Below are 19,704 nucleotides of genomic sequence, written 5' to 3'. Positions count from 1 at the left end.
ACCCGATCAGTTCAGGACCGAAATGCTGAGGTTCTGCCACGTGCCATACATGCCGGTCACGAGTATCGAGACCATGCCGATCACCTGTGTCCAGAGCCGATGAACGATCAGGCGGCGGTACAACGCTTCGCCTGTGTCAGCACCGGCCCGGATGCGCCGACTTGCTCGTATGCTGAGCAGGACCACCAGGCTCAGCGGAAAGATCAGCAGAAAGACAGCCTGAGCGAATTCGAAATCGTAGTAGAAGCCAGACACGGCAAGCACGCTTAGCCAGAAGCTTCCCAAGGCGACCAGCACCATCGCGCCCTGATCCACCAGCGCAAGAAGCCGGTCGGTGTTTATCCGCACCAGGTCTTCCAGATCGGATTGCGCCTTGCCGCCCTCGCGCCGGGCGCGCTGGATCATGTCGTATGGCACGCCAAGCACCCAGTAGTTGACCGATGACCACATGACAGCCAGAGCGATCCAGTACCAGAGGTTCGAGAAGGACCGCATGTCGATCACTTCGAACGCCTTGTCGATAACGTCCACCTTTCGGATCGTCCTTTCCCTGGCTGCCCGTTTGGGAAGCACAGATAACTTGAGGTGCGCCCTTTTCCATGGCAGGCAGAACGGGAAGCCGCAAGTCCTCCTTGCGTCAACCTTCACGGAGCCAGCCCATGCAGCCTGTCCTTGCGCCCTTTCCGCAGACGCGGTTCCGGCGGACCCGCCGAACCGAAGCGCTGCGCGCACTGACGCAGGAGGTGCAGCTTACGGTGTCGGACCTGATCTGGCCGATCTTCGTTCGCGATGGGTCGGGGCTGCGCGAACCCATTGCCTCGATGCCGGGGGTTGAAAGGCTTTCGGTTGATCTTGTGGTCGAGGCTGCCGCGATGGCGGCCGGCCTGGGCATTCCGGCGGTCTGCCTTTTTCCCTACACCGATCCCGCGAAGAAGACGGCCGATTGCCGCGAGGCCTGGAACCCTGACAATCTGGCGAACCGCGCGATCCGCGCGATCAAGGCGCAGGTTCCTGGAATTGCGGTCATGACCGATGTGGCGCTTGATCCCTACAACGCCCATGGCCATGACGGGCTGGTCGCGGACGGGGTGATCCTCAACGACGAAACCATCGATGCGCTGGTCAGGATGGCGCTGGTCCAGGCCGAAGCGGGCGCTGATATCCTGGGGCCGTCCGACATGATGGACGGCCGGATCGGGGCGATGCGTCAGGCCCTTGAGGCCGCCGGACACAAGGACGTGGCGATCCTGTCCTATGCCGCAAAGTATGCCAGTGCCTTCTACGGACCATTCCGCGACGCGGTTGGCGCTACGGGAGCCCTGAAGGGCGACAAGAAGACCTATCAGATGAATCCGGCCAACAGCGACGAGGCCCTGCGCCTTGTGGCGCGTGACCTTTCCGAAGGGGCGGACATGGTCATGGTCAAGCCCGGCATGCCCTATCTCGACATCTGCCGCCGGGTGAAGGACGCTTTCGGCGCCCCGACCTATGCCTACCAGGTCTCGGGTGAATACGCGATGATACGGGGGGCCGCGGCAAACGGCTGGATCGACGGGGAAAAGGCGATGCTGGAAAGCCTGATCGCCTTCAAGCGCGCAGGCTGCGACGGTATCCTCACCTACTTCGCGCCAGAGGCCGCCCGCCGTCTGCGCGGCTAGCGGGCAAGCTGGGCCTGCACGGTTTCCGCAAGGTCGTTCAGCGAAAAGGGTTTGGGCAGGAAGACCGAATTGGGAATGCGTGACTGGTCTTCCGACAATCCGTCCTCGGCATAGCCCGACATGAAGATCACCTTTGCCCCCGGCCGCCTTTCCAACGCCTTTCGTACCCAGGCCGGCCCGTCGAGCCCCGGCATCACCACGTCGGTCACGAACAGGTCGACGTCAAGGCCGGGGTCGTCCAGCGCATGCAATGCCTCTTCTCCGGTTGCTGCCTCCAGTACGGTGTGCCCGCGCAGACGCAGGGCACGCACGGCGAAGGCCCGCACAGGTGCCTCATCCTCAACAAGAAGGACGACACCGGCACCAGGGCGCGACGGGCCACGACGCGGCTCGATGGGCGAGGGCCGCGTCATTTCGCCAGCGAATACAGGGAAGTAAAGCGAGAAGGTGCTGCCTGCACCCGGATTGGAATCGACGAAGATGAAGCCACCCGACTGCTTGATGATGCCATAGACCATCGACAGGCCAAGTCCCGTGCCCTCGCCCGCGCGCTTGGTGGTGAAGAAGGGTTCGAAGATCTTCTGGCGGTTCTCATCGGCAATCCCAATCCCGGAGTCGATCACCCGGATCACCGTGTAATCCCCGGCGGGAACCGAGGCGCGATCGCGGCACATCGGCTCTGTCAAGGTGATGGATTCGGTCGCGATTTCGATGGTTCCACCCTGGGGCATGGCATCCCGGGCATTGACCACCAGATTGATCAATACCTGTTCCAGCTGCCGCCGATCAGCACGAATCGGCTTCAGCGGCCGCCCTTGGAGGGCGGCCGGACTGGACAGCTTCAGATCCACCCGTTCCACGACCAGCCGTTTCAGAAGATGCGTCAGGTCCGACAAGACCTCTTCAAGATCAAGCCTTTCCGGATTCAACGTCTGCTTGCGGGAAAAGCCCAGCAACTGCCCGACCAGCGCCGCAGCACGGTTGGCATTCTGACGGATCTGTTCCAGATCGGCGAAGTCCGGATCCTCGTGCCCGTGGCGCAGCAGCAGCAGGTCACAGTGGCCGGAAATGGCGGTCAGCAGGTTGTTGAAATCATGCGCGATTCCGCCTGCAAGCTGGCCGATTGCCTGCATCTTCTGACTTTGCGCGAACTGCGCCTCCAAGGTCTTCAGGCGGGTGGCATCATTCAGCACCGCAAGAGCACCCGGCCGACCGCCATCGACGAAACGGCGCAGGGTCACCTCAAGGAAGGTTTCTTCCCTTGCATTACGCACGCGCAGCACCTCTGCACCGCCTTGCAAGCGTCCAGAGGCCACGTCGGACAGCCAGTCCGACACAGGACGGCCCAATCCTTCAAAGACATCGTGGAACATCGCCGCGCGCAACTCGCCCTGCCACAGAAGGTCGCGCGCCGCCCTGTTGGCCGACCGCAGGACGCCATCTGACCCGAAGGACATCAGGGCAACCGGCACTTCCTCCAGGTCCGCCCCGCCTGCATCCTTCGGCGGCTGGTCGCATGAAGGCAGATCTGATGAAACGGCGGCGGGAAGCCGGAATTCGTCGATGCGCCAGAAATAGCGGTCCGGCGCAGAACGATGAACGGAAAGGCGCAGAACGCCCTCATGCATCGGCAGATCGCGCCGCGCTGCGCCATCGCGATCGGCCGCACGGCACAGGGCCAGCAACAGAAGGCCCGGAGCCAGCACCAGCCCGCCAAGGACATCGGTCAGGGACCGGATGCTGTTGCCAAACCTGGCCTCGGCCGCCGCATTCTGGAAGATCACCTGCCCGGCAGCATTGGTCATGAAACACGCGGCCGCATCGGCCCCCACAAGGGCAAAGCTGCCGGCATGCTGGGCCCGGCCGTCGCGCTTTTGGAGATGCGACACCCCCCACAGCACAACAACAAGCGCCAGTACCGTGGCAGCCGCTACGCCCGCCGGGTTGCCCACAGTTGCCGTGGTCGTGATCCACAGGGCCAGAAGGCCCGACCCGAAGGCGGCAAGAGCAAGAAGCACTGCCGAAGGAACCCGGTCAAGACCCGTATAAGCCCTGCGCAGCATTTCAGACACGCGACCGATCCGTCCCGACTGTTCCCAGGTGAACATGGCCGCCAAAAGGTTAACCGATGCTTAATCGCTTACGATACACACGCTATGGTTGCAATACTTCGGTCAAGCTCGCCGCAGTACCGCGAGAAAGAACCCGTCGCCGCCTGATATCGGTGTCAGCGAAAGCTCGCGTTCCTGCCGCCAACCGGCGCTTGCTGCCAGGAAGGTCTGGATCTGAAGCTGGTTCTCGCGCCGGACAAGGGAACAGGTGGCATAGGCCAGAATGCCCCCTCGCGCGACCATGGCCGCCGCCCGAGCCAGGATCGAAGCCTGTTCGGCCACCAGCGAGGCCAGACGATCCGGCGTCAGCGCCCACTTCCCCTCGGGGTCGCGGCGCCAGCTGCCGGATCCTGAACAGGGCGCATCGACCAGGACCAGATCGAACGGCGCCGCCAACTCGGGCCGGTCGGTGAACGTAACCCGCACTCCCGCGCGCCGCGCCCGTTCGGGCAGATCGGCCATCCGCCGGGGCGCGATGTCATGTGCCCACAGCCGCAGATCGGCCCGTGCCGCCATGGCAAGCGTCTTGCCGCCGCCGCCGGCGCAATGGTCCAGCACGCGCATGCCATCGGCAAGGGGCAGCGCCTCGACCACCGCCTGGCTGGAGGCATCCTGAACCTCGACCAGTCCGGACAGGTAGGCCCGCGAAGTCTGGACCCTGCGCGCATTGGCGATCACTTCCAGCGCAGTCGAAGCCAGCGGATGCGCCACTGCCACGATCCCTTCCTCTGCCAGCGCCGCGATGGCAGCCATACGATCGCCCTTTCGCAGGTTCACCCGCAGAAATACAGGCGCGCGGTGCCGCAGCGCCTCCAGCACGGCGGGACAGTCGGACCCCAGGCTTGCCTCAAGCTCGGGCAGCAGCCAGTCCGGCACGTCCAGCGCCTCGGCCCCCCCGGGTGGTCGGCCCTGGTCCTGCGGGCCAGGCGGTGCCGGGGCATGGCCTGCGCCGGAGAACAGCGTCTCCTGCCCCGCGGCGCGCATCAGGCCAAGGATCAGACCCCGCCCCGTCAGCCCGCCCCCCAACGCCGCCGCGGACTGGCGCTGGCGCAGCGCGTCGAAGACCAGATCCCGCACCGCCGCCCGGTCGCCCGAGCCGGCAAAGCGGCTGGCGCGGCCCCAGTTGGTCAGCGCGCGTTCCGTCGGCTCTCCGGCGAGGATCCGGTCGAGGATGGCGATGGCCGCCGAGGCACGCGCGCCGGGGGTCATGACCCGGCCTCAGCCGATGCGATAGTTCGGGCTTTCGCGGGTGATCTGCACGTCGTGGACGTGGCTTTCCTTCAGCCCCGCCCCGGTGATGCGCACGAACTGGCAGCGGGTGCGCATTTCCTCGATGGTGCGGTTGCCGGTATAGCCCATCGCCGCGCGCAACCCTCCGACCATCTGGTGAATGACTGCCGCCGCCGAGCCCTTGTAGGGCACCTGGCCCTCGATGCCTTCCGGCACCAGCTTGTCCGAGGCCGCGTCCTTCTGGAAATAGCGGTCGGCCGAGCCGCGCGCCATCGCGCCAAGGCTGCCCATGCCGCGATAGGCCTTGAAGCTGCGCCCCTGCCACAGGATCACCTCGCCCGGGCTTTCGTCGGTGCCGGCGATCGCGCTGCCCACCATCGCGCAGGAGGCCCCCGCCGCGATGGCCTTGGCGAAATCGCCGGAATACTTGATGCCGCCATCCGCGATCACCGGAATATCCCCCGCCGCCCGGGCCGAATCCATGATGGCGGTCAGTTGCGGCACGCCCACGCCCGCGACGATCCGCGTCGTGCAGATCGAGCCCGGCCCGATCCCCACCTTTACCGCATCAGCGCCCGCGTCGATCAGCGCCCGCGTCGCCTCGGCGGTGGCCACGTTGCCGGCCACGACCTGAACCGTGTTCGACAGCCGCTTGATCCGCTCCACCGCCTTCGAGACGCCTTCGCTGTGCCCGTGCGCCGTGTCGATCACCACCAGGTCCACCCCCGCGTCGATCAGCGCCTGGCTGCGCTCGAACCCCGCATCCCCCACGGTCGAGGCCGCGGCGACCCGCAGACGGCCCATCTCATCCTTGCAGGCATTGGGGTTCAGCACCGATTTCTCTGTGTCCTTCAGCGTCAGAAGCCCGGTCAGCTTGCCCTGCCCGTCCGTCACCAGGAGCTTCTCGATCCGCCGCGCCTTCATCAGGCTGATCGCCTCGGCGCGGTCCACAGGTTCGCGCAGCACGGCGAGGTTCTCGCTGGTCATCATCACCCGCACCGGCGTCTTGTCGTCGCTGGCAAATCGCATGTCGCGGTTTGTGACGATCCCCAGCACGCGGCCCGCCTCATCCACCACCGGAAAGCCGGTGATCGAATAGCGTTCCATCAGCGCCTTCGCGTCGGCCAGCGTCTGGTCGGGGCGCAGCGTGATCGGCTGATAGACCACGCCGGACTCGAAACGCTTCACCCGGCGCACCTCACGCGCCTGGGTCTCGGGGTCGAGATTGCGGTGGATCACCCCGATCCCGCCGGCCTGAGCCATGGCGATAGCCATGCGCGCCTCGGTCACCGTGTCCATCGCGCTGGACAGCAGCGGGATGTTCATGCGGATCGCCTTCGTCACCCAGGTCGAGGTATCCGCGTCCGACGGCAGGACACTGGATGCCGCCGGCACCAGAAGCACGTCGTCAAAGGTGAGAGCCTCACGAATCTCCATGGGTAAAGCCTCCGGGAGCAAGCATCGTTTGGCGGTTCCCCATTTCACGCCCCGCGCGCAGGTGCAAGGGCAAATCCACCCCGCGAGCACCCCTTGCAGCCACTGCACGCTCGTGCTGATTACACCCTGCTGGAGAAGAGGCCGAAATGCGCGTTGCCATCGTCGAAAATACCCGCATCACCCATCATGGCCAAGTCGGCGTGGCTTTGCACGAACGGGCCGCGCTGATCGACCTGTACAAGCCATGGTCGGGCGCCCCATTGCCTGCGTCCCCCGATGCCGATGCGCTGGTGGTCTTTGGCGGTGAACAGTCCGCACTGGACGACCACACCCATCCTTATCTTCCAGCACTCGCCGGCCTGATGGCGGCCTATACTGCGGCAGACAAGCCGGTGCTTGGCATCTGCCTTGGATCCCAGATCCTTGCCCGCGCCTACGGGGCCGAGAATCATCTGGGCACCGCACCGGAATTCGGCTGGGTCGATGTCACCCTGACCGAAGCCGGGCGCGCAGATCCTGTGCTTTCGGCAGTTCCCGACCGGTTCCCGATCTTCCAGTGGCACTCTGACACCTTCACCCTGCCCGAAGGCGCCATTCATCTGGCCCACAGTCCGACCGCAAGGCATCAGGCTTTTCGCATCGGTCGGGCCACCTATGGCACACAGTTCCACTTCGAGGCCTCGCGTCCCGTGGTGGCCGACTGGCTGCGCCGGTTCCCCGCCCAGGTCGAAGCCCTGGCGCCCGGTTGGGCCCTGCGCCATCCGGACGAGGCCGCCGCCCTTGGCGTCCAGGCCGATGCGCACGGCCTGGCCCTTGCCCGCGCCTGGGTGTCCCTCATCCGCTAGGCGGTCACGGGCTTCCCGTTTGGCAGACGGTTGCTGCGGATGGTCGCCCCGGTGGGCCAGCAGCTGACGAATGGCGGACAAGTCACGCCTCGGCAGCGTTCGTGATCGCTGCCAGCCTGCCCCCCGGCCAAAGCTTCCAGACCCACCACAGGATCAGCGGAATCGCCACCAGGCCGCCGCCGACCAGGCCGAACCCGACCCACTGCCAACCGCCCCCCTTCACCAGCATTGCCGTGGCCAACGCCGCAAGCGGAAAGGTGAAGGCGCCCCACAGGGGCGAGATGCCCGTTTCCCCCAACCAGCGCCATGACAAGACCAGAACCGCCGCAAAGGCAGCCGCAAGCGCGACAAAGCCTGCGGCGATGTCCGGCATCCCCATCAGTGCCGCGGTCGTGGCAAACAGTGCTGCCGGGGAAATGTGGATCGCCAGCAGCGGCCGCAGCACCGCCGGCGGCGTCACGCGCAGGAACTGCAGGCCGCTCATCACCCAGATCGCCACTGCCACGGGCAGCGTGCCCCAGAACAGCACGGCAGCCAGATCAGCCCAGCCAAGGGCAAGTGCCGGCGGGGCAGCGACTATGAACCCGACAAAGCTAAGGTTCCAGGTCGGGTTCACCTCGCGCCCTGGCGGGGGAAGCGACACGAGAAGCCGGATCAACAACAGCGCAAGCACAAGGTGCCCGGACAGTGCCGCGACCAGCAGTACCTTGGCGATCTGTGCCGCATGCGGCGCCAGCAGCGCGGCCGCCGCCATGCCCCCCATGGTCATGGCCGCCAGCCCCGCCCGTCCGGGCAGAACCCGCAGATCCTCGACCACGACGCCTGGCCGGCGCGCGACCTTGGCAAGCCACACCACCGTCGCAAAACCCCACAGCGCCACGGCGACCCCTGCCAGAAGATCGCCCGGCGCCTGATCCCATCCCAGCCGCCCCAATGCCATGCGCAGCGCGATGGCAAGGCCCAAGAGACCCAGCGCCGGCGGAAACAGTGCCGGCGGCGTCCTTGCGAACAGGGCCGGCTGGCGGGGCGGAAATTCTGGCGGCGGATAGCGTTTGGGGCGCGCGTCGAGACGGGGATCAGAGGGGGTCATTCGAAGGTCTCCTGCCCTCCTCATACTCATATCGCGCCCTTCGGCCAAGGCAATGGGGCGATCACGGCAGGCGGCGCTTCATAATACCGCAGCTGTCTCCCCAGGAGATGCCTTCCGGCCAAGACCAACGTCGGGGCAGGACGGCCGGAAGCGTTCCGTCGTCTCAGCCGCGCAGAACCGGGAACCAGTCCTCGCGCAGCCGCTGGCCAGGTCGCATACCGTGCCCGGGAAAGGGCGGCGAGGTCGGGCCGGGCCTTTCGACATAGCGTGCGTCCTCTCCCACCAGGCGCAGGGAAAACGCCCGCCGCCGGTTCGTCGTGATGTTGCCGCGCGCCCCGTGCAGGGTGCGGAAGTTGAAGGCCACGGCGTCGCCGGGCTCCATCTCCCATTCCACGATCTTCATTCCCTCGGCCTCGGGGTCCGGCACCGGCAGATAGTCATTCTCGCCCGGGTAGAAGTCGGTCTCGCTGACCCACCGCGTCGGCAGCACATCCTTTTCCCACAGATGAGAGCCCACCACGCAACGCAAGGCTGCATCCTTCACCGGGTCAAGCGGCGACCAGAAGCTGACGGTCTGCCTGCCCTCGACAAAGTAATACGGCCCGTCAGTGTGCCATGGCGTGGGCTTGGTCGTGCCGGGTTCCTTGACCAGAACGTGATCATGGAACAACTGCACCCTCTCCGACTGCATCAGCCGCGCCGCGACATCGGCCACGGCCGACTGCCGGATTACCGCGGCAAATTCCGGAATGCGCTGCCAGTTGCAGTAGTCGTCGAAGAAATACCCCGGTTCGCCCGGCTTCAGCGTCGCCATCTGCTGCGTCGGAGCAGCCATGTTCCGCGCAACGCCAGCACGCAGCATCTCTACCCAGTCGGCCCAGAGCCCCCTGACCAGAACGACCCCGTCGCGCTGGTAGGCCTCGACCATTTCATCCGTCACCGTGACCATCTCCCCCCCATGTCTGCGCGCACCCTGCCCGCCCTACCCGCGCCACGCAAGACCGGACAGGCCGCCCGCAAGATCGCCGATCGCCCGCTCTGTCCGGGGCCGATGGTACCGGCTCAGCGGTAAAGCAGCGACTTGCCGTTGGCGAACAGGTGAACCTTCCTGGGTTCGGCGGTCAGCTTCACCATCTGATAGCGCAGTTCTGACCGGATGCCCGGAAGCTTGGCCACCACCTGCGGCGCGTCGCCCTGCCGCTTGAAATAAAGCAACGTAACCTCGCCCAGGGCCTCGGTAATCTCGACTTCGCCGGTGAAGATCGCGTCGCCATCTGTCTCGTGGAAGTCCTCCGGCCGGACGCCGACCTTGACCCGCAAACCCATGTCAGCGGCCTGCGTCGGCACCGCCGATCTCGCCATGCCGCCGTTGTCGAGGCGGATCATCGTCTCGGCACCGGCTGCCACCACCTCGCCGGGCATAAGGTTCATCGAGGGACTGCCGATGAACTGGGCGACAAATTCGTTCTCGGGCTTTTCATACAGTTCCAGCGGCGTGCCTACCTGCGAAATCCCCCCGCCCGCCAGCACGACGATCCGGCTGGCAAGCGTCATCGCCTCTACCTGGTCGTGGGTGACGTAGATCATCGTCGAATTCGGCATTGCCTCCTTCAGCTGGGCAATCTCGATCCGGGTGGCCACCCGCAAGGCCGCGTCGAGGTTCGACAGGGGCTCGTCAAAAAGATAGACCTTCGGATCGCGCACGATCGACCGCCCGATTGCGACCCGCTGCCGCTGCCCACCCGACAGGGCCTTGGGCAGACGATCAAGATAGGGTGTCAGTTGCAGGATGCGCGCGGCCTTTTCCACCGCCGCGGCAATTTCCTGCGGCGATTTCTTCGCCAGTTTCAGCGCAAAGCTCATGTTGTCGCGCACCGTCATGTGCGGATACAGCGCATAGCTCTGGAACACCATGGCAATGCCGCGCTGCGCCGGCGGCACGTCGTTCATTCGCACCCCGTCAATGCTGAAATCGCCGCCGGTGATCCTCTCCAGCCCCGCGATCATGCGCAACAGCGTCGATTTCCCGCAGCCCGAGGGGCCGACGAAGACGATCAGCTCGCCCGTCTTGATGTCGAGGTTGATGTCCTTCAACACCTTGACCTCGCCGTAGGCCTTTTCGACGTTCTTCAAGACCAGTTCAGCCATAAGCCCCTCCCCTCAGGCCCGCTTGGCCAGACAGACGCCCCAGGGCCCCAGCGCCACGCGCCCGCCCGTCGCCGCCTGGCTGCCAAGTTCCGTTCCGACCGTTTCCCAGTTTCCCTCGGGCATCCTGACCTCGGCCAGCCTGTCACCCAGATTGACGGCGCAGAAGATCTCTTCCTCGCCCCGGCGCCGGAAGCTGACCACATCGCCCTGGGCCGCAATATCCTCCATCGTGCCCGTCCGCAGAACTGGATGCGCCCGACGAAAGGCCAGCACGGCGCGGTAATGCGACAGGATGGAGCCAGCATCGCCTTCCTGCGCAGCGACCGACAGGGGCAGATGCGGTGGCTTCACCGGTAGCCACGGCGTGGCGTCTGAAAACCCGCCGCTCGCATTGTCGGTCACCCAGACCATCGGTGTTCTTGCCCCGTCGCGGCCCTTGAACTCCGGCCAGAACTGGATGCCGTAGGGATCGCGCAACTCCTCGAGGCTCAGCTCGGCTTCGGGCAGGCCCAGCTCTTCCCCCTGATAAAGGCAGATCGAGCCGCGCAGGCACGCCAGAAGCGTGGCGTAGGACTTGGCTGCCGCTGCCGTCAGCCCCCAGCGGGTGATGTGGCGCACCGTGTCGTGATTGGAATAGGACCAGCACGGCCAGGCATCGGGCGCCGCCGCCCGCATCCGGGCGAAGGTCTCCTCCAGCAGGGCAGCCGTCAGCCGCTTGGGTTGCAGCATTTCGAACGGATAGCACATCTGCACCTTGTCGCCGCCCGAGGTGTATTCGGCCATGATCTCAAGCCCCCGCTGGGCATCGCCCACCTCGCCCACGGCGGCGGCGTTCCAGGGGTTCAGCACGGCGCGGAACTTCCTCAGGAAATCAAGGTTTTCCGGCTGGTTCTTGTCGAAAAGGTGCAGCTGGTGATTGTAGGGGTTCACGCCGGGCGCGATGCTGTCGTTGCGCAGCTCCTTCGGCAGGGGCGGGTTGTCGCGCAGATACTTGTCGTGAACATAGAAGTTGATCGTGTCCAGCCGGAAGCCATCGACCCCCCGCTTCAGCCAGAAGCGCGCCACGTCCAGAAGCGCTTCCTGAACCGGGGCGTGGTGAAAGTTCAGGTCAGGCTGCGAGGTCAGGAAGTTGTGCAGGTAATACTGCTCGCGCCGGCTGTCCCATTCCCAGGCGCTGCCGCCAAAGATTGACAGCCAGTTGTTGGGCGGCGTGCCATCGGGTTTAGGATCGGCCCAGACATACCAGTCTGCCTTCGGGTTGGTACGATCCTTGCGGCTTTCCCTGAACCAGGGGTGCTGGTCGCTGGTGTGGCTGAGCACCAGGTCGATCATCACCCGCAGGCCCAGGTCGTGGGCGCGCGCCACCAGCGCATCGAAGTCTGCCAGGGTGCCGAACATCGGATCGACGTCGCAATAGTCGCTGACGTCATAACCGAAGTCCTTCATCGGGCTGGTGAAGAACGGACTGATCCAGATCGCGTCGGCGCCGAGGCGCGCGACATGGTCGAGACGCCGGGTTATCCCGGCCAGATCCCCCACCCCGTCACCGTTCGAATCCTGAAAGCTGCGCGGATAGATCTGGTAGATCACCGCGCCACGCCACCATTCCGGGTCAGCCGCCAGCACCTTGCGTCCCTCGCGTTCCATAAGGCTCACTTCACCGACCCCGCCAACAGGCCGCGCACCAGATAGCGCTGCATCAGGAAGAAGACGAGAAGCGGCACCGCGATCGACACGAAGGCCGCGGTTGCCAGGATCTCCCAGTTGCCGCCGCGGGTGCCCATCAGTTCGACGATCTGCTTGGTCATGACCGTCGTCTCGCCGCTGGCATCCAGCAGGAACACCAGCGCCACCAGCAGGTCGTTCCAGGTCCAGAGGAACTGGAAGATCGCGAAAGACGCCAGCGCCGGGAAGGACAGAGGCAGCACGATCCTGGTGAAGATCTGGAAATCCGTCGCCCCATCGACCTTGGCATTCTCGATGATGTCGCGCGGCAGGCCGACCATGTAGTTCCTGAGCAGATAGATGGCCAGCGGCAGGCCGAACCCGGTATGGGCAAGCCAGACGCCCAGATAGCTTTTCCCGATGCCGACGTCGTTGTGCAGCTTCAACAGCGGGATCAGCGCCAGTTGCAGGGGCACCACAAGAAGGCCCACGATGGCCGCGATCAGCAGAGCCCTGCCAGGAAAATCCATCCAGGCCAGCGCATAGGCTGCAAAGGCTGCCACCAGGATCGGGATGATCGTTGCGGGAATTGTAACGGTTAGCGTGTTGAAGAAGGCCTTGGCCATCCCGTCCACGTTCTTCGGATCGAAAAGGATCGCTCGATAGTTGTCCAGCGTGAATTCGGGCGGGGTGGTGGCCGTGGTGAATACCCGCGGCAGACGCTGGTCGCCGAAATCGGTGGCCGAGCTCAGGACGAAATCGCCGTTCTCCTGCACGGTGAGTCTTTGCCCGTCGCCGAGATCCACGGTCTGGCCCGGTGCATAGGCCTGGGGCTCGCGGCTGTTGGTGCCCCAGGCGCTGACCGTCACACCATGTCGGCCGAACAGGTTGCCCGAGATGGTGAATTGGCCGTCCGCCTCGACGACATCTCCCTCGATGCGGATCGCCGGGTTCTGCCGTTCCTGGGTGGCCAGAGATGACCACCAGCCGGACGTTGCGATCTGGTCGGCCGTTCGGAACGACGACACGAAAAGGCCCACTGTCGGGAACAGCCACAGCGCCACCAGAAGCGCCATCGAGATTTGCACCGCCCAGGTCAGCCCGGATTTCTTGCCGACAATGTTATCCATGATTTGTTCCCCTCCGGTCGCGGGCCATCAGCGCATCTCCTTGCGGGCGTTGTAGACGTTCCACACAAGGATCGGCGTCACCAGAAGCATGATGACCATCGCGGCAGCCGAGCCCACGCCCCAGTCGTTCGCCCGGAACAGCTTGTCGTACATGTAGTTTGCCAGAACCTGCGTCTGCCATTGGCCGTTGGTCATCGCATAGACGATGTCGAAGACCTTCAGCACGACGATGGTGATCGTGGTCCAGACCACGACGATGGTGCCCATGATCTGCGGCACCTTGATCTGGAAGAAGATCTGGAACGGGTTCGCCCCATCGACGATGGCGGCCTCGATCGTGTCCTCCGGTACACCGCGCAGAGCGGCCGACAGGATTACCATGGCAAAGCCAGTCTGGATCCAGACCAGCACCGCCATCAGGAAGAAGTTGTTCCAGAACGGCATGGTCAGCCAGGTCTGGGGCTGGCCATAGGGCAGGTCGGCCATCGCGATCCCGATGATGCCGCGCAGCGATTCATAGGCAAGCCACAGCGCCACCAGCGCACCAAGCGCCGCAGCGACGGTTCTTCCGGTGGACACCGGACCGCTGCGCCGCACCACAGGTCTTGCCAGAACCCAGGCGATCCAGACCACGGCCAGCGCGAAACCTGCCACCAGAAGCACGGGCACCGCCTTGAGAAAGACGAAGGACCAGATGCTGCCTTCCTCGAAGGCCAGCCAGACCGCATTCATCACCCCGATCTGATCCTGCCCCTCGGGCCGGGTGTCATACACCAGCTTCCAGATCACAGCGGCGCCGACGAAGGAAATGGCCATCGGCATGAAGATCAGCGACTTGGCGATGTTGCCCCACCTGATCCGGTCCGAAAGCTGCGCCGCCAGAAGCCCGAAGGCGGTCGAGGCCGCAGGCACCACGATCAGCCAGAGCATGTTGTTCTGCAGGGCTTCCCAGAACTTGGGCTCGGCGCCCATCTTCGCATAGTTGTCCAGCCCCACGAAATCGTATCCGCCCCCGGTCACGCGCTGGGTCAGCGAAAGGTGCAGCGTGGCAAAGACCGGATAGGCCAAATACAGACCAAGCGCGATCAGTGCAGGTGCCAGGAACAGCCAGGGCCGGATCATGTTGGCCCGGTTGATGTTGCGCCCCGCCTGCGGACCCCGCGCCGGGAACAGCACCTTGTCGAGGAAGAGGTTCGAGAAATAGTAGTAGGCCACGCAGCCGCCGACGCCGACGACGATCGTGATCAGGCCCTGAAGCGCCGGATGCATTCCGATGATCCTCCCCCGAAACGTTTCCCCGATGCGACCGGCTGGCCCGGCTCTGCTGATGAGGCCGCCCTTCAGCAGGCCCGGACGGTAACCCGGGCGCTCCTGTGGAACGCCCGGGGACACTCATACTGCCGGCATGCGCACGCTTACTTTAGCCCGTCCCAGGCAGCCTGGATCGCGTCGGCCACTGCCTGGGCCGACTTGCCGCCGGCAAAATCCACCATCCCGGTCCAGAATGCGCCGGCGCCCACGCCGCCCGGCATAAGGTCCGACCCATCAAAGCGGAAGGTGTCGGCGCCCAGCAGGATCTCGCCCATCTTCTTCAGTGTCGCGTCGCCGTAGAGATCGACATTTACGCCTTTGTACGGGGTCAGGAAGCCCGACTTGGCCATCCAGACCTCGTGCGCGATCGGGGTCTTCAGCCATTCGATGAAGAGGCGCGCCTCGGGGCTGTCCTTGGTGATGCCGAACAGCGTGCCCGCGCCCAGCACCGGCTTGCCGAGATCCTTTTCGGCATAGGCCGGGAAGTAGAAGAAATCGGCATCCACACCCATCTTCACGCCTTCAGGGAAGAACGAGGGGATGAAGCTGGCCTGACGGTGCATCATGCACTGCGGCGGCGAAGTAAACAGGCCCTTCGGGCTGTCGCGGAAATCGGTGGTGGCAACCGCACCCTTGCCGCCGGCAACTCGGCCATCTTCGATGAACCAGCCGAATTCCTCGATCGCGGCCACGACCTTCGGGTCGTTGAATTTCAGGTCGTTCCTGACCCAGGCATCATAATCGGCCGGGGTCTGGGTGCGCAGCATCAGGTCTTCCACCCAGTCGGTCGCCGGCCAGCCGGTCGCCCCGCCCGAACCCAGACCGATGCACCACGGCGTTACGCCATCGGCCACCATCTGGTCGGTCAGCGCCTTTAGTTCCTCCATGGTCTGCGGCACTTCATAGCCGGCATCCTCGAAGTTCTCGGGGTTGTACCAGACCAGCGACTTCACATCGACCTTATAGAAGAAACCGAACAGCGCGGGGTTTCCGTCGGGGCCGGGGAAACTGGCCAGATCTACCCAGGACTGGCCGGCGGCATAGTTGTCACGCAGCCATGCGGCATCGGCGTCGGTCAGGGGTGCCACGAAACCCAGTTTTGCAAGGTCCGCGGTCAGGCCCGGCTGCGGGAAGACCGAGATGTTGGCCGATGATCCCGCCTCGGCGTCGATCCGCACCTGCTGTTCGAAGCTGTCCGAGCCGACATACTTGACGTCGACGCCGGTGGCGGCCTCGAAATAGGCCAGCATGGATTCCACCAGTTCCTGGTCGGGGCCCAGCCAAGGGCCGGCAATCGTCAGCTCCTTGCCGTCGTGGCCGCCGTTCGCGGCCTTGAATTCCTCGTAGGATGCCCAGTTGAACGCACCCTCGCCCACCGGGAACGCAAGGTCCTGCGCAAGCGCGCCGCTGCCAACCAGCGCCAGCGCGGCGACGCTGACGTAAAGTCCGGATTTCATCTGTAGTCCTCCCGATTCCCCCGCCCTATTGGCGGGGCGCTGTGCCAAGGGCGGCAGAATCGCTTCAAACCGCTTTGGATAGCCAACCCTCGCCGATCCTGCCTTGCAAGTCAATCCAAAGCGCCTTCAAACAACGCAAACTGCCTGTTGTGTGCGCCGAATCCGAACCGTAAACATCAAAGGCCCATGGCGATACCTTTTGACGCTTGCTGCTCAAGCCGTCTATCTTCCGGGCAGTTGAAACCGTTTTGAGCCAGCGAACCGATGAATCTTAAGGAACTCGCCACCAAGCTGGGACTGTCGCCCACAACGGTGTCGCGCGCGCTGAACGGATACCCCGAGGTCAACGAGGCCACACGCGCGCGCGTCATCGCTGCCGCAAAACGGCACAATTACCACCCGAACACCCGGGCGATCCGCCTGGCCACCGGCCGCGCCATGGCCGTGGGTCATGTCATCCCCATCGCCACGCGACACGAGATCGTGAACCCGGTCTTCGCCGATTTCATCGCCGGGGCGGGCGAGATCTACAGCCGCAACGACTATGACATGATCCTGTCTGTCGTCGCCGACGAAGATGAGGAGGCCACCTACCGCAGCCTGAAATCCAAGGGCAATGTGGATGGCGTCATCATCCACGCCCCAAGGCTGAACGATGCCCGCATCCCGTTGCTGCGCGAGATCGGTCTGCCCTTCGTGGTTCATGGTCGTTCGACCGGGGCGGCCGAACCCTACAACTGGGTTGACGTGAACAACCGCCGTGCCTTTCAGCGTGCGACCGAATTCCTGCTTGACCTCGGCCATGTCCGCATCGGTCTGGTCAACGGGTTGGAGTTCATGGATTTTGCCATCCGCCGTCGCACCGGATATCTGGATGCGCTGGCCGCGCGCGGCATTGGACCGGACCCGTCGCTGATGTTCTCCGGGGAGATGACCGAATTCTCCGGCTACCGTGCCTCGCAGGCCATGCTTGCCCTGCCCCGTCCGCCAACGGCGATACTCTGTTCCTCGATGATTTCGGGCATGGGTGCCCGCCGGGCCGTCGAAGGTGCCGGGCTAGTGATTGGCCGCGACATCTCGATCATCATTCATGACGACGACCTTTCCTACATGAAGAACGGCGAGGATGTGCCGATCTTTACCGCCACGCGATCCTCGGTGCGCGAGGCCGGTCGGCTAGCCGCCGAGATGCTGCTTCACGTCATCGCCCATCCCGACGCCGGCCCGCAACAACGCCTGCTCGAGGCCGAGCTGATCATCGGCCAGTCCACCGGCCCTGCCCCGAAGGCCTGACATGCTGACACGTTTCGACTTTCCCGTGGGCTTCGTGTTCGGGGCCGCCACCGCTGCCTACCAGATCGAGGGCTCTGCCTTCGGCGGCTGCGGCCCCTGCCACTGGGACAGCTTCGCCTCCACCCCCGGCAATGTCGTGCGCGCCGAGGACGGCAGCCGCGCCTGTGACCATTATCACCGCTGGGAGGAGGACCTGGACCTGCTGAAGGCCGCAAACCTGGACGGCTACCGCTTTTCGACCTCGTGGGCACGGGTCATGCCGGATGGGGTGAACGTAAACCCGGAAGGCCTTGATTTCTATGATCGTCTGGTCGACGGCATGCTGGCCAGGGGCCTGAAACCGTTTCAGACCCTATACCACTGGGAAATGCCCTCGGCACTTGCCGATCTGGGCGGATGGACCAACCGCGACACCTGCCACCGCTTCGCGGATTTTTCAGAAGCCATCACCCGCCGGCTGGGCGACCGCGTGTCCGCCATCGCCACGATCAACGAGCCCTGGTGCGTCGCGTGGCTTTCGCATTTCATGGGCGTCCATGCGCCGGGCCTGCGCGATATCCGTGCCACCGCCCGCGCGATGCACCACATCCTTCTGGCCCATGGCCTGGCCCTTGAACGTCTGCGCTGCATGGGCCAGCCGAACCTTGGCATCGTGCTGAACTTCGACCATGCGACCCCGGCGACAGACAGCCCGGAAGACCAAGCCGCATCAGACCTTTGGGATGCGATCTTCAACCGATGGTTCATCGAAGGCATCACCCGCCGGACCTATCCCGCCAATGTGCTGAAGGGACTTGGCCCGCACATGCCCGAAAACTGGCAGGACGACATGGCCTTGATTGGACAGCCCCTCGACTGGCTGGGGGTGAACTATTACACCCGCCACCTGCACGCCCATGCCCCCGGCACTCCGTGGCCCAGCCTGCGCGACGTTCCCGGAGAACTGCCCCGCACGCAGATGGGCTGGGAGATCTATCCTGAGGGCCTGCACCATTTTCTGATCCGGCTGGCGCGCGACCATGTGGGCGACCTGCCGATCTATGTCACCGAAAACGGTATGGCAAACGCCGATGTGGTTGAAGATGGCCAGGTAAACGACGACGTACGCGAGAGTTTCCTTTTCACCCACCTTGCTGCGACAAAGCAGGCGATTGCCGACGGGGCCAATGTCAGGGGCTTCTTCTACTGGTCGCTTCTTGACAACTACGAATGGGCCGAGGGCTACGAAAAGCGCTTCGGCCTGGTCCATGTCGATTTCGACACACTGGCGCGCACGCCGAAATCCTCCTATCACGCCCTCGCCCGCGCCCTGGCGCGCAACGACTGAGGCCAAGCAATGACGCTTTCCCTTCTTGCCGACATCGGCGGCACCAACACGCGAGTTGCCCTGGCCGAGGGGACAGAGGTCCGTATCGACTCGATACGACGTTTCCCGAATGGCGACTATCAGGCGCGCGGTCAGGACATTGCTCACGTCTTGCGCGACTATCTGGATCAGACAGGCGCTCAGGTCTCTGGTGTCTGCGTCGCGGCGGCAGGGCCGGTGCAGGATGGTATCGCCACGATGACGAACCTCGACTGGGTGATCGACGGAGCCAAGCTTACCGCCGCGACTGGTGCGGGCAAGGTCGCCATCCTGAACGATCTGCAGGCCCAGGGTCAGGCGCTGGGTCATATCCGGGCAGAAAACCTTCGTCGGGTGGTGGATGGTCCGGTCAAGCGGGCGGCCCCGATGCTGGTCGTGGGGCTTGGCACCGGAGTGAATGCGGCGCCCGTTCATCCCGGGCCACAGGGTCGGGTGGTTCCGCCTTCGGAATGCGGCCATGTCAACATGCCGGTGCGCACGGAAGAGGATTTCCAGCTGGCCCGCTTCATCGAGGCGAAGCTGCGCGCTGCGGGCGAGCCCCCCCATGCCGGGGTCGAAGAGGTGCTGGCGGGACGGGGCCTTGCCAACCTGCACGCCTTCGCGGCCCATGCCGCAGGCCATCCTGCAAGCCTGACTTCGGCCGAGGTGCTGAAGGCCGCCGAGGAAGGCGATACGATCGCCATCCACGCCGCGCGGCTTTACGTTCATATTCTGGCCCAGATGTTGGCAGACCTCGCGCTGATCCACCTGCCCTACGGCGGCATCTACCTGATCGGCGGAATGTCCCGCGCGATGACGCCGCACATGGCAAGCTTCGGCCTTGGCGCCCAGTTCCGCGAACCGCGCCGGGTGGATCTTCTGGAACAGGACTTCTCGATCACCGTGGTCGAGGACGACTATGCCGCCCTGACCGGCTGCGCGGCCTATCTGCACGCGATCGGATGACAGCCGCAAGGCGGCACG

16 protein-coding genes are annotated in these 19,704 nt (G+C 64.7%); 5 read left to right on the top strand and 11 right to left on the bottom strand.

What is annotated here, in order from left to right:
- Window positions 1–6 precede the first annotated feature (6 nt).
- Entirely contained in the window at window positions 7–531 is a 525-nt protein-coding gene (locus EZM81_RS01850) for a component of SufBCD complex (protein ID WP_346763301.1), read from the bottom strand.
- Window positions 532–659: 128 nt separating this feature from the next.
- On the opposite strand from EZM81_RS01850, the gene hemB reads away from it, so the two are divergent.
- The gene (gene hemB / locus EZM81_RS01845; RefSeq protein WP_136644571.1) at window positions 660–1,658 is read left to right on the top strand and encodes a porphobilinogen synthase; all 999 of its coding nucleotides are present in this window, start codon (window positions 660–662) and stop codon (window positions 1,656–1,658) included.
- Here the strand turns inward: hemB and EZM81_RS01840 are convergent.
- From EZM81_RS01840 to guaB, 3 genes are all read right to left on the bottom strand, one after another.
- Entirely contained in the window at window positions 1,655–3,766 is a 2,112-nt protein-coding gene (locus EZM81_RS01840; protein ID WP_248298102.1) for an ATP-binding protein, read from the bottom strand. The two genes, hemB and EZM81_RS01840, sit on opposite strands and share 4 nt — an antisense overlap.
- Before the next feature lie 66 nt (window positions 3,767–3,832).
- Window positions 3,833–4,978 carry an RsmB/NOP family class I SAM-dependent RNA methyltransferase gene (locus EZM81_RS01835; RefSeq protein WP_136644570.1) on the bottom strand — a complete coding sequence of 382 codons (1,146 nt, stop codon included), beginning with the start codon at window positions 4,976–4,978 and terminating at the stop codon, window positions 3,833–3,835.
- Between the two features lie 9 nt (window positions 4,979–4,987).
- Window positions 4,988–6,436, bottom strand: coding sequence for an IMP dehydrogenase (gene guaB / locus EZM81_RS01830; protein ID WP_136644569.1), 1,449 nt, complete (start codon window positions 6,434–6,436; stop codon window positions 4,988–4,990).
- Between the two features lie 146 nt (window positions 6,437–6,582).
- Here guaB and EZM81_RS01825 point away from each other — a divergent pair, with 146 nt between their 5' ends.
- Window positions 6,583–7,281: a type 1 glutamine amidotransferase gene (locus EZM81_RS01825; protein ID WP_136644568.1), complete on the top strand. Its 699-nt coding sequence runs from the start codon at window positions 6,583–6,585 to the stop codon at window positions 7,279–7,281.
- Between the two features lie 82 nt (window positions 7,282–7,363).
- On the opposite strand, the gene EZM81_RS01820 is transcribed toward EZM81_RS01825, so the two are convergent.
- The 7 genes from EZM81_RS01820 to EZM81_RS01790 form a co-directional block, all read right to left on the bottom strand.
- The gene (locus tag EZM81_RS01820) at window positions 7,364–8,371 is read right to left on the bottom strand and encodes a tellurium resistance protein (RefSeq protein WP_136644567.1); all 1,008 of its coding nucleotides are present in this window, start codon (window positions 8,369–8,371) and stop codon (window positions 7,364–7,366) included.
- Between the two features lie 163 nt (window positions 8,372–8,534).
- Window positions 8,535–9,320, bottom strand: a complete 786-nt coding sequence (locus EZM81_RS01815) for a phytanoyl-CoA dioxygenase family protein (RefSeq protein WP_136644566.1) — start codon at window positions 9,318–9,320, stop codon at window positions 8,535–8,537.
- Between the two features lie 113 nt (window positions 9,321–9,433).
- Entirely contained in the window at window positions 9,434–10,519 is a 1,086-nt protein-coding gene (locus EZM81_RS01810; protein WP_136644565.1) for an ABC transporter ATP-binding protein, read from the bottom strand.
- A 12-nt stretch (window positions 10,520–10,531) separates the two neighbouring features.
- Window positions 10,532–12,166, bottom strand: a complete 1,635-nt coding sequence (locus tag EZM81_RS01805; RefSeq protein ID WP_136644685.1) for an alpha-amylase family glycosyl hydrolase — start codon at window positions 12,164–12,166, stop codon at window positions 10,532–10,534.
- A 5-nt stretch (window positions 12,167–12,171) separates the two neighbouring features.
- Window positions 12,172–13,314 (bottom strand): carbohydrate ABC transporter permease, encoded by a 1,143-nt coding sequence (locus EZM81_RS01800; RefSeq protein WP_136644564.1) that lies wholly within the window; start codon window positions 13,312–13,314, stop codon window positions 12,172–12,174.
- A 27-nt stretch (window positions 13,315–13,341) separates the two neighbouring features.
- Window positions 13,342–14,583: a carbohydrate ABC transporter permease gene (locus EZM81_RS01795; protein ID WP_136644563.1), complete on the bottom strand. Its 1,242-nt coding sequence runs from the start codon at window positions 14,581–14,583 to the stop codon at window positions 13,342–13,344.
- A 146-nt stretch (window positions 14,584–14,729) separates the two neighbouring features.
- Window positions 14,730–16,082 (bottom strand): ABC transporter substrate-binding protein, encoded by a 1,353-nt coding sequence (locus EZM81_RS01790; RefSeq protein ID WP_136644562.1) that lies wholly within the window; start codon window positions 16,080–16,082, stop codon window positions 14,730–14,732.
- 264 nt (window positions 16,083–16,346) lie between these two features.
- Between EZM81_RS01790 and EZM81_RS01785 the strand changes: the two genes are divergently transcribed.
- The 3 genes from EZM81_RS01785 to EZM81_RS01775 are packed head-to-tail and all read left to right on the top strand — an operon-like array spanning window position 16,347 to window position 19,686.
- Window positions 16,347–17,375 (top strand): LacI family DNA-binding transcriptional regulator, encoded by a 1,029-nt coding sequence (locus EZM81_RS01785; RefSeq protein WP_135449140.1) that lies wholly within the window; start codon window positions 16,347–16,349, stop codon window positions 17,373–17,375.
- 1 nt (window position 17,376) lies between these two features.
- Complete coding sequence (locus tag EZM81_RS01780; protein WP_136644561.1) at window positions 17,377–18,702, top strand: GH1 family beta-glucosidase; 1,326 nt, start codon at window positions 17,377–17,379, stop codon at window positions 18,700–18,702.
- 9 nt (window positions 18,703–18,711) lie between these two features.
- Window positions 18,712–19,686, top strand: a complete 975-nt coding sequence (locus EZM81_RS01775) for an ROK family protein (RefSeq protein WP_136644560.1) — start codon at window positions 18,712–18,714, stop codon at window positions 19,684–19,686.
- The last annotated feature ends 18 nt before the right edge of the window (window positions 19,687–19,704 follow it).

The organism is Tabrizicola sp. YIM 78059, from assembly GCF_004959785.1.
Taxonomy (GTDB): Bacteria; Pseudomonadota; Alphaproteobacteria; order Rhodobacterales; family Rhodobacteraceae; genus Tabrizicola; species Tabrizicola caldifontis.
This window is presented reverse-complemented; position numbering and strand designations above follow the sequence as displayed.

Excerpts from the sequence above, each read along its gene's own strand:
- hemB (WP_136644571.1), top strand. The coding sequence starts at position 660 with ATGCAGCCTGTCCTTGCGCCCTTTCCGCAGACGCGGTTCCGGCGGACC.
- EZM81_RS01840 (WP_248298102.1), bottom strand. The coding sequence starts at position 3,766 with ATGTTCACCTGGGAACAGTCGGGACGGATCGGTCGCGTGTCTGAAATG.
- EZM81_RS01835 (WP_136644570.1), bottom strand. The coding sequence starts at position 4,978 with ATGACCCCCGGCGCGCGTGCCTCGGCGGCCATCGCCATCCTCGACCGG.
- guaB (WP_136644569.1), bottom strand. The coding sequence starts at position 6,436 with ATGGAGATTCGTGAGGCTCTCACCTTTGACGACGTGCTTCTGGTGCCG.
- EZM81_RS01825 (WP_136644568.1), top strand. The coding sequence starts at position 6,583 with ATGCGCGTTGCCATCGTCGAAAATACCCGCATCACCCATCATGGCCAA.
- EZM81_RS01820 (WP_136644567.1), bottom strand. The coding sequence starts at position 8,371 with ATGACCCCCTCTGATCCCCGTCTCGACGCGCGCCCCAAACGCTATCCG.
- EZM81_RS01815 (WP_136644566.1), bottom strand. The coding sequence starts at position 9,320 with ATGGTCACGGTGACGGATGAAATGGTCGAGGCCTACCAGCGCGACGGG.
- EZM81_RS01810 (WP_136644565.1), bottom strand. The coding sequence starts at position 10,519 with ATGGCTGAACTGGTCTTGAAGAACGTCGAAAAGGCCTACGGCGAGGTC.
- EZM81_RS01805 (WP_136644685.1), bottom strand. The coding sequence starts at position 12,166 with ATGGAACGCGAGGGACGCAAGGTGCTGGCGGCTGACCCGGAATGGTGG.
- EZM81_RS01800 (WP_136644564.1), bottom strand. The coding sequence starts at position 13,314 with ATGGATAACATTGTCGGCAAGAAATCCGGGCTGACCTGGGCGGTGCAA.
- EZM81_RS01795 (WP_136644563.1), bottom strand. The coding sequence starts at position 14,583 with ATGCATCCGGCGCTTCAGGGCCTGATCACGATCGTCGTCGGCGTCGGC.
- EZM81_RS01790 (WP_136644562.1), bottom strand. The coding sequence starts at position 16,082 with ATGAAATCCGGACTTTACGTCAGCGTCGCCGCGCTGGCGCTGGTTGGC.
- EZM81_RS01785 (WP_135449140.1), top strand. The coding sequence starts at position 16,347 with ATGAATCTTAAGGAACTCGCCACCAAGCTGGGACTGTCGCCCACAACG.
- EZM81_RS01780 (WP_136644561.1), top strand. The coding sequence starts at position 17,377 with ATGCTGACACGTTTCGACTTTCCCGTGGGCTTCGTGTTCGGGGCCGCC.
- EZM81_RS01775 (WP_136644560.1), top strand. The coding sequence starts at position 18,712 with ATGACGCTTTCCCTTCTTGCCGACATCGGCGGCACCAACACGCGAGTT.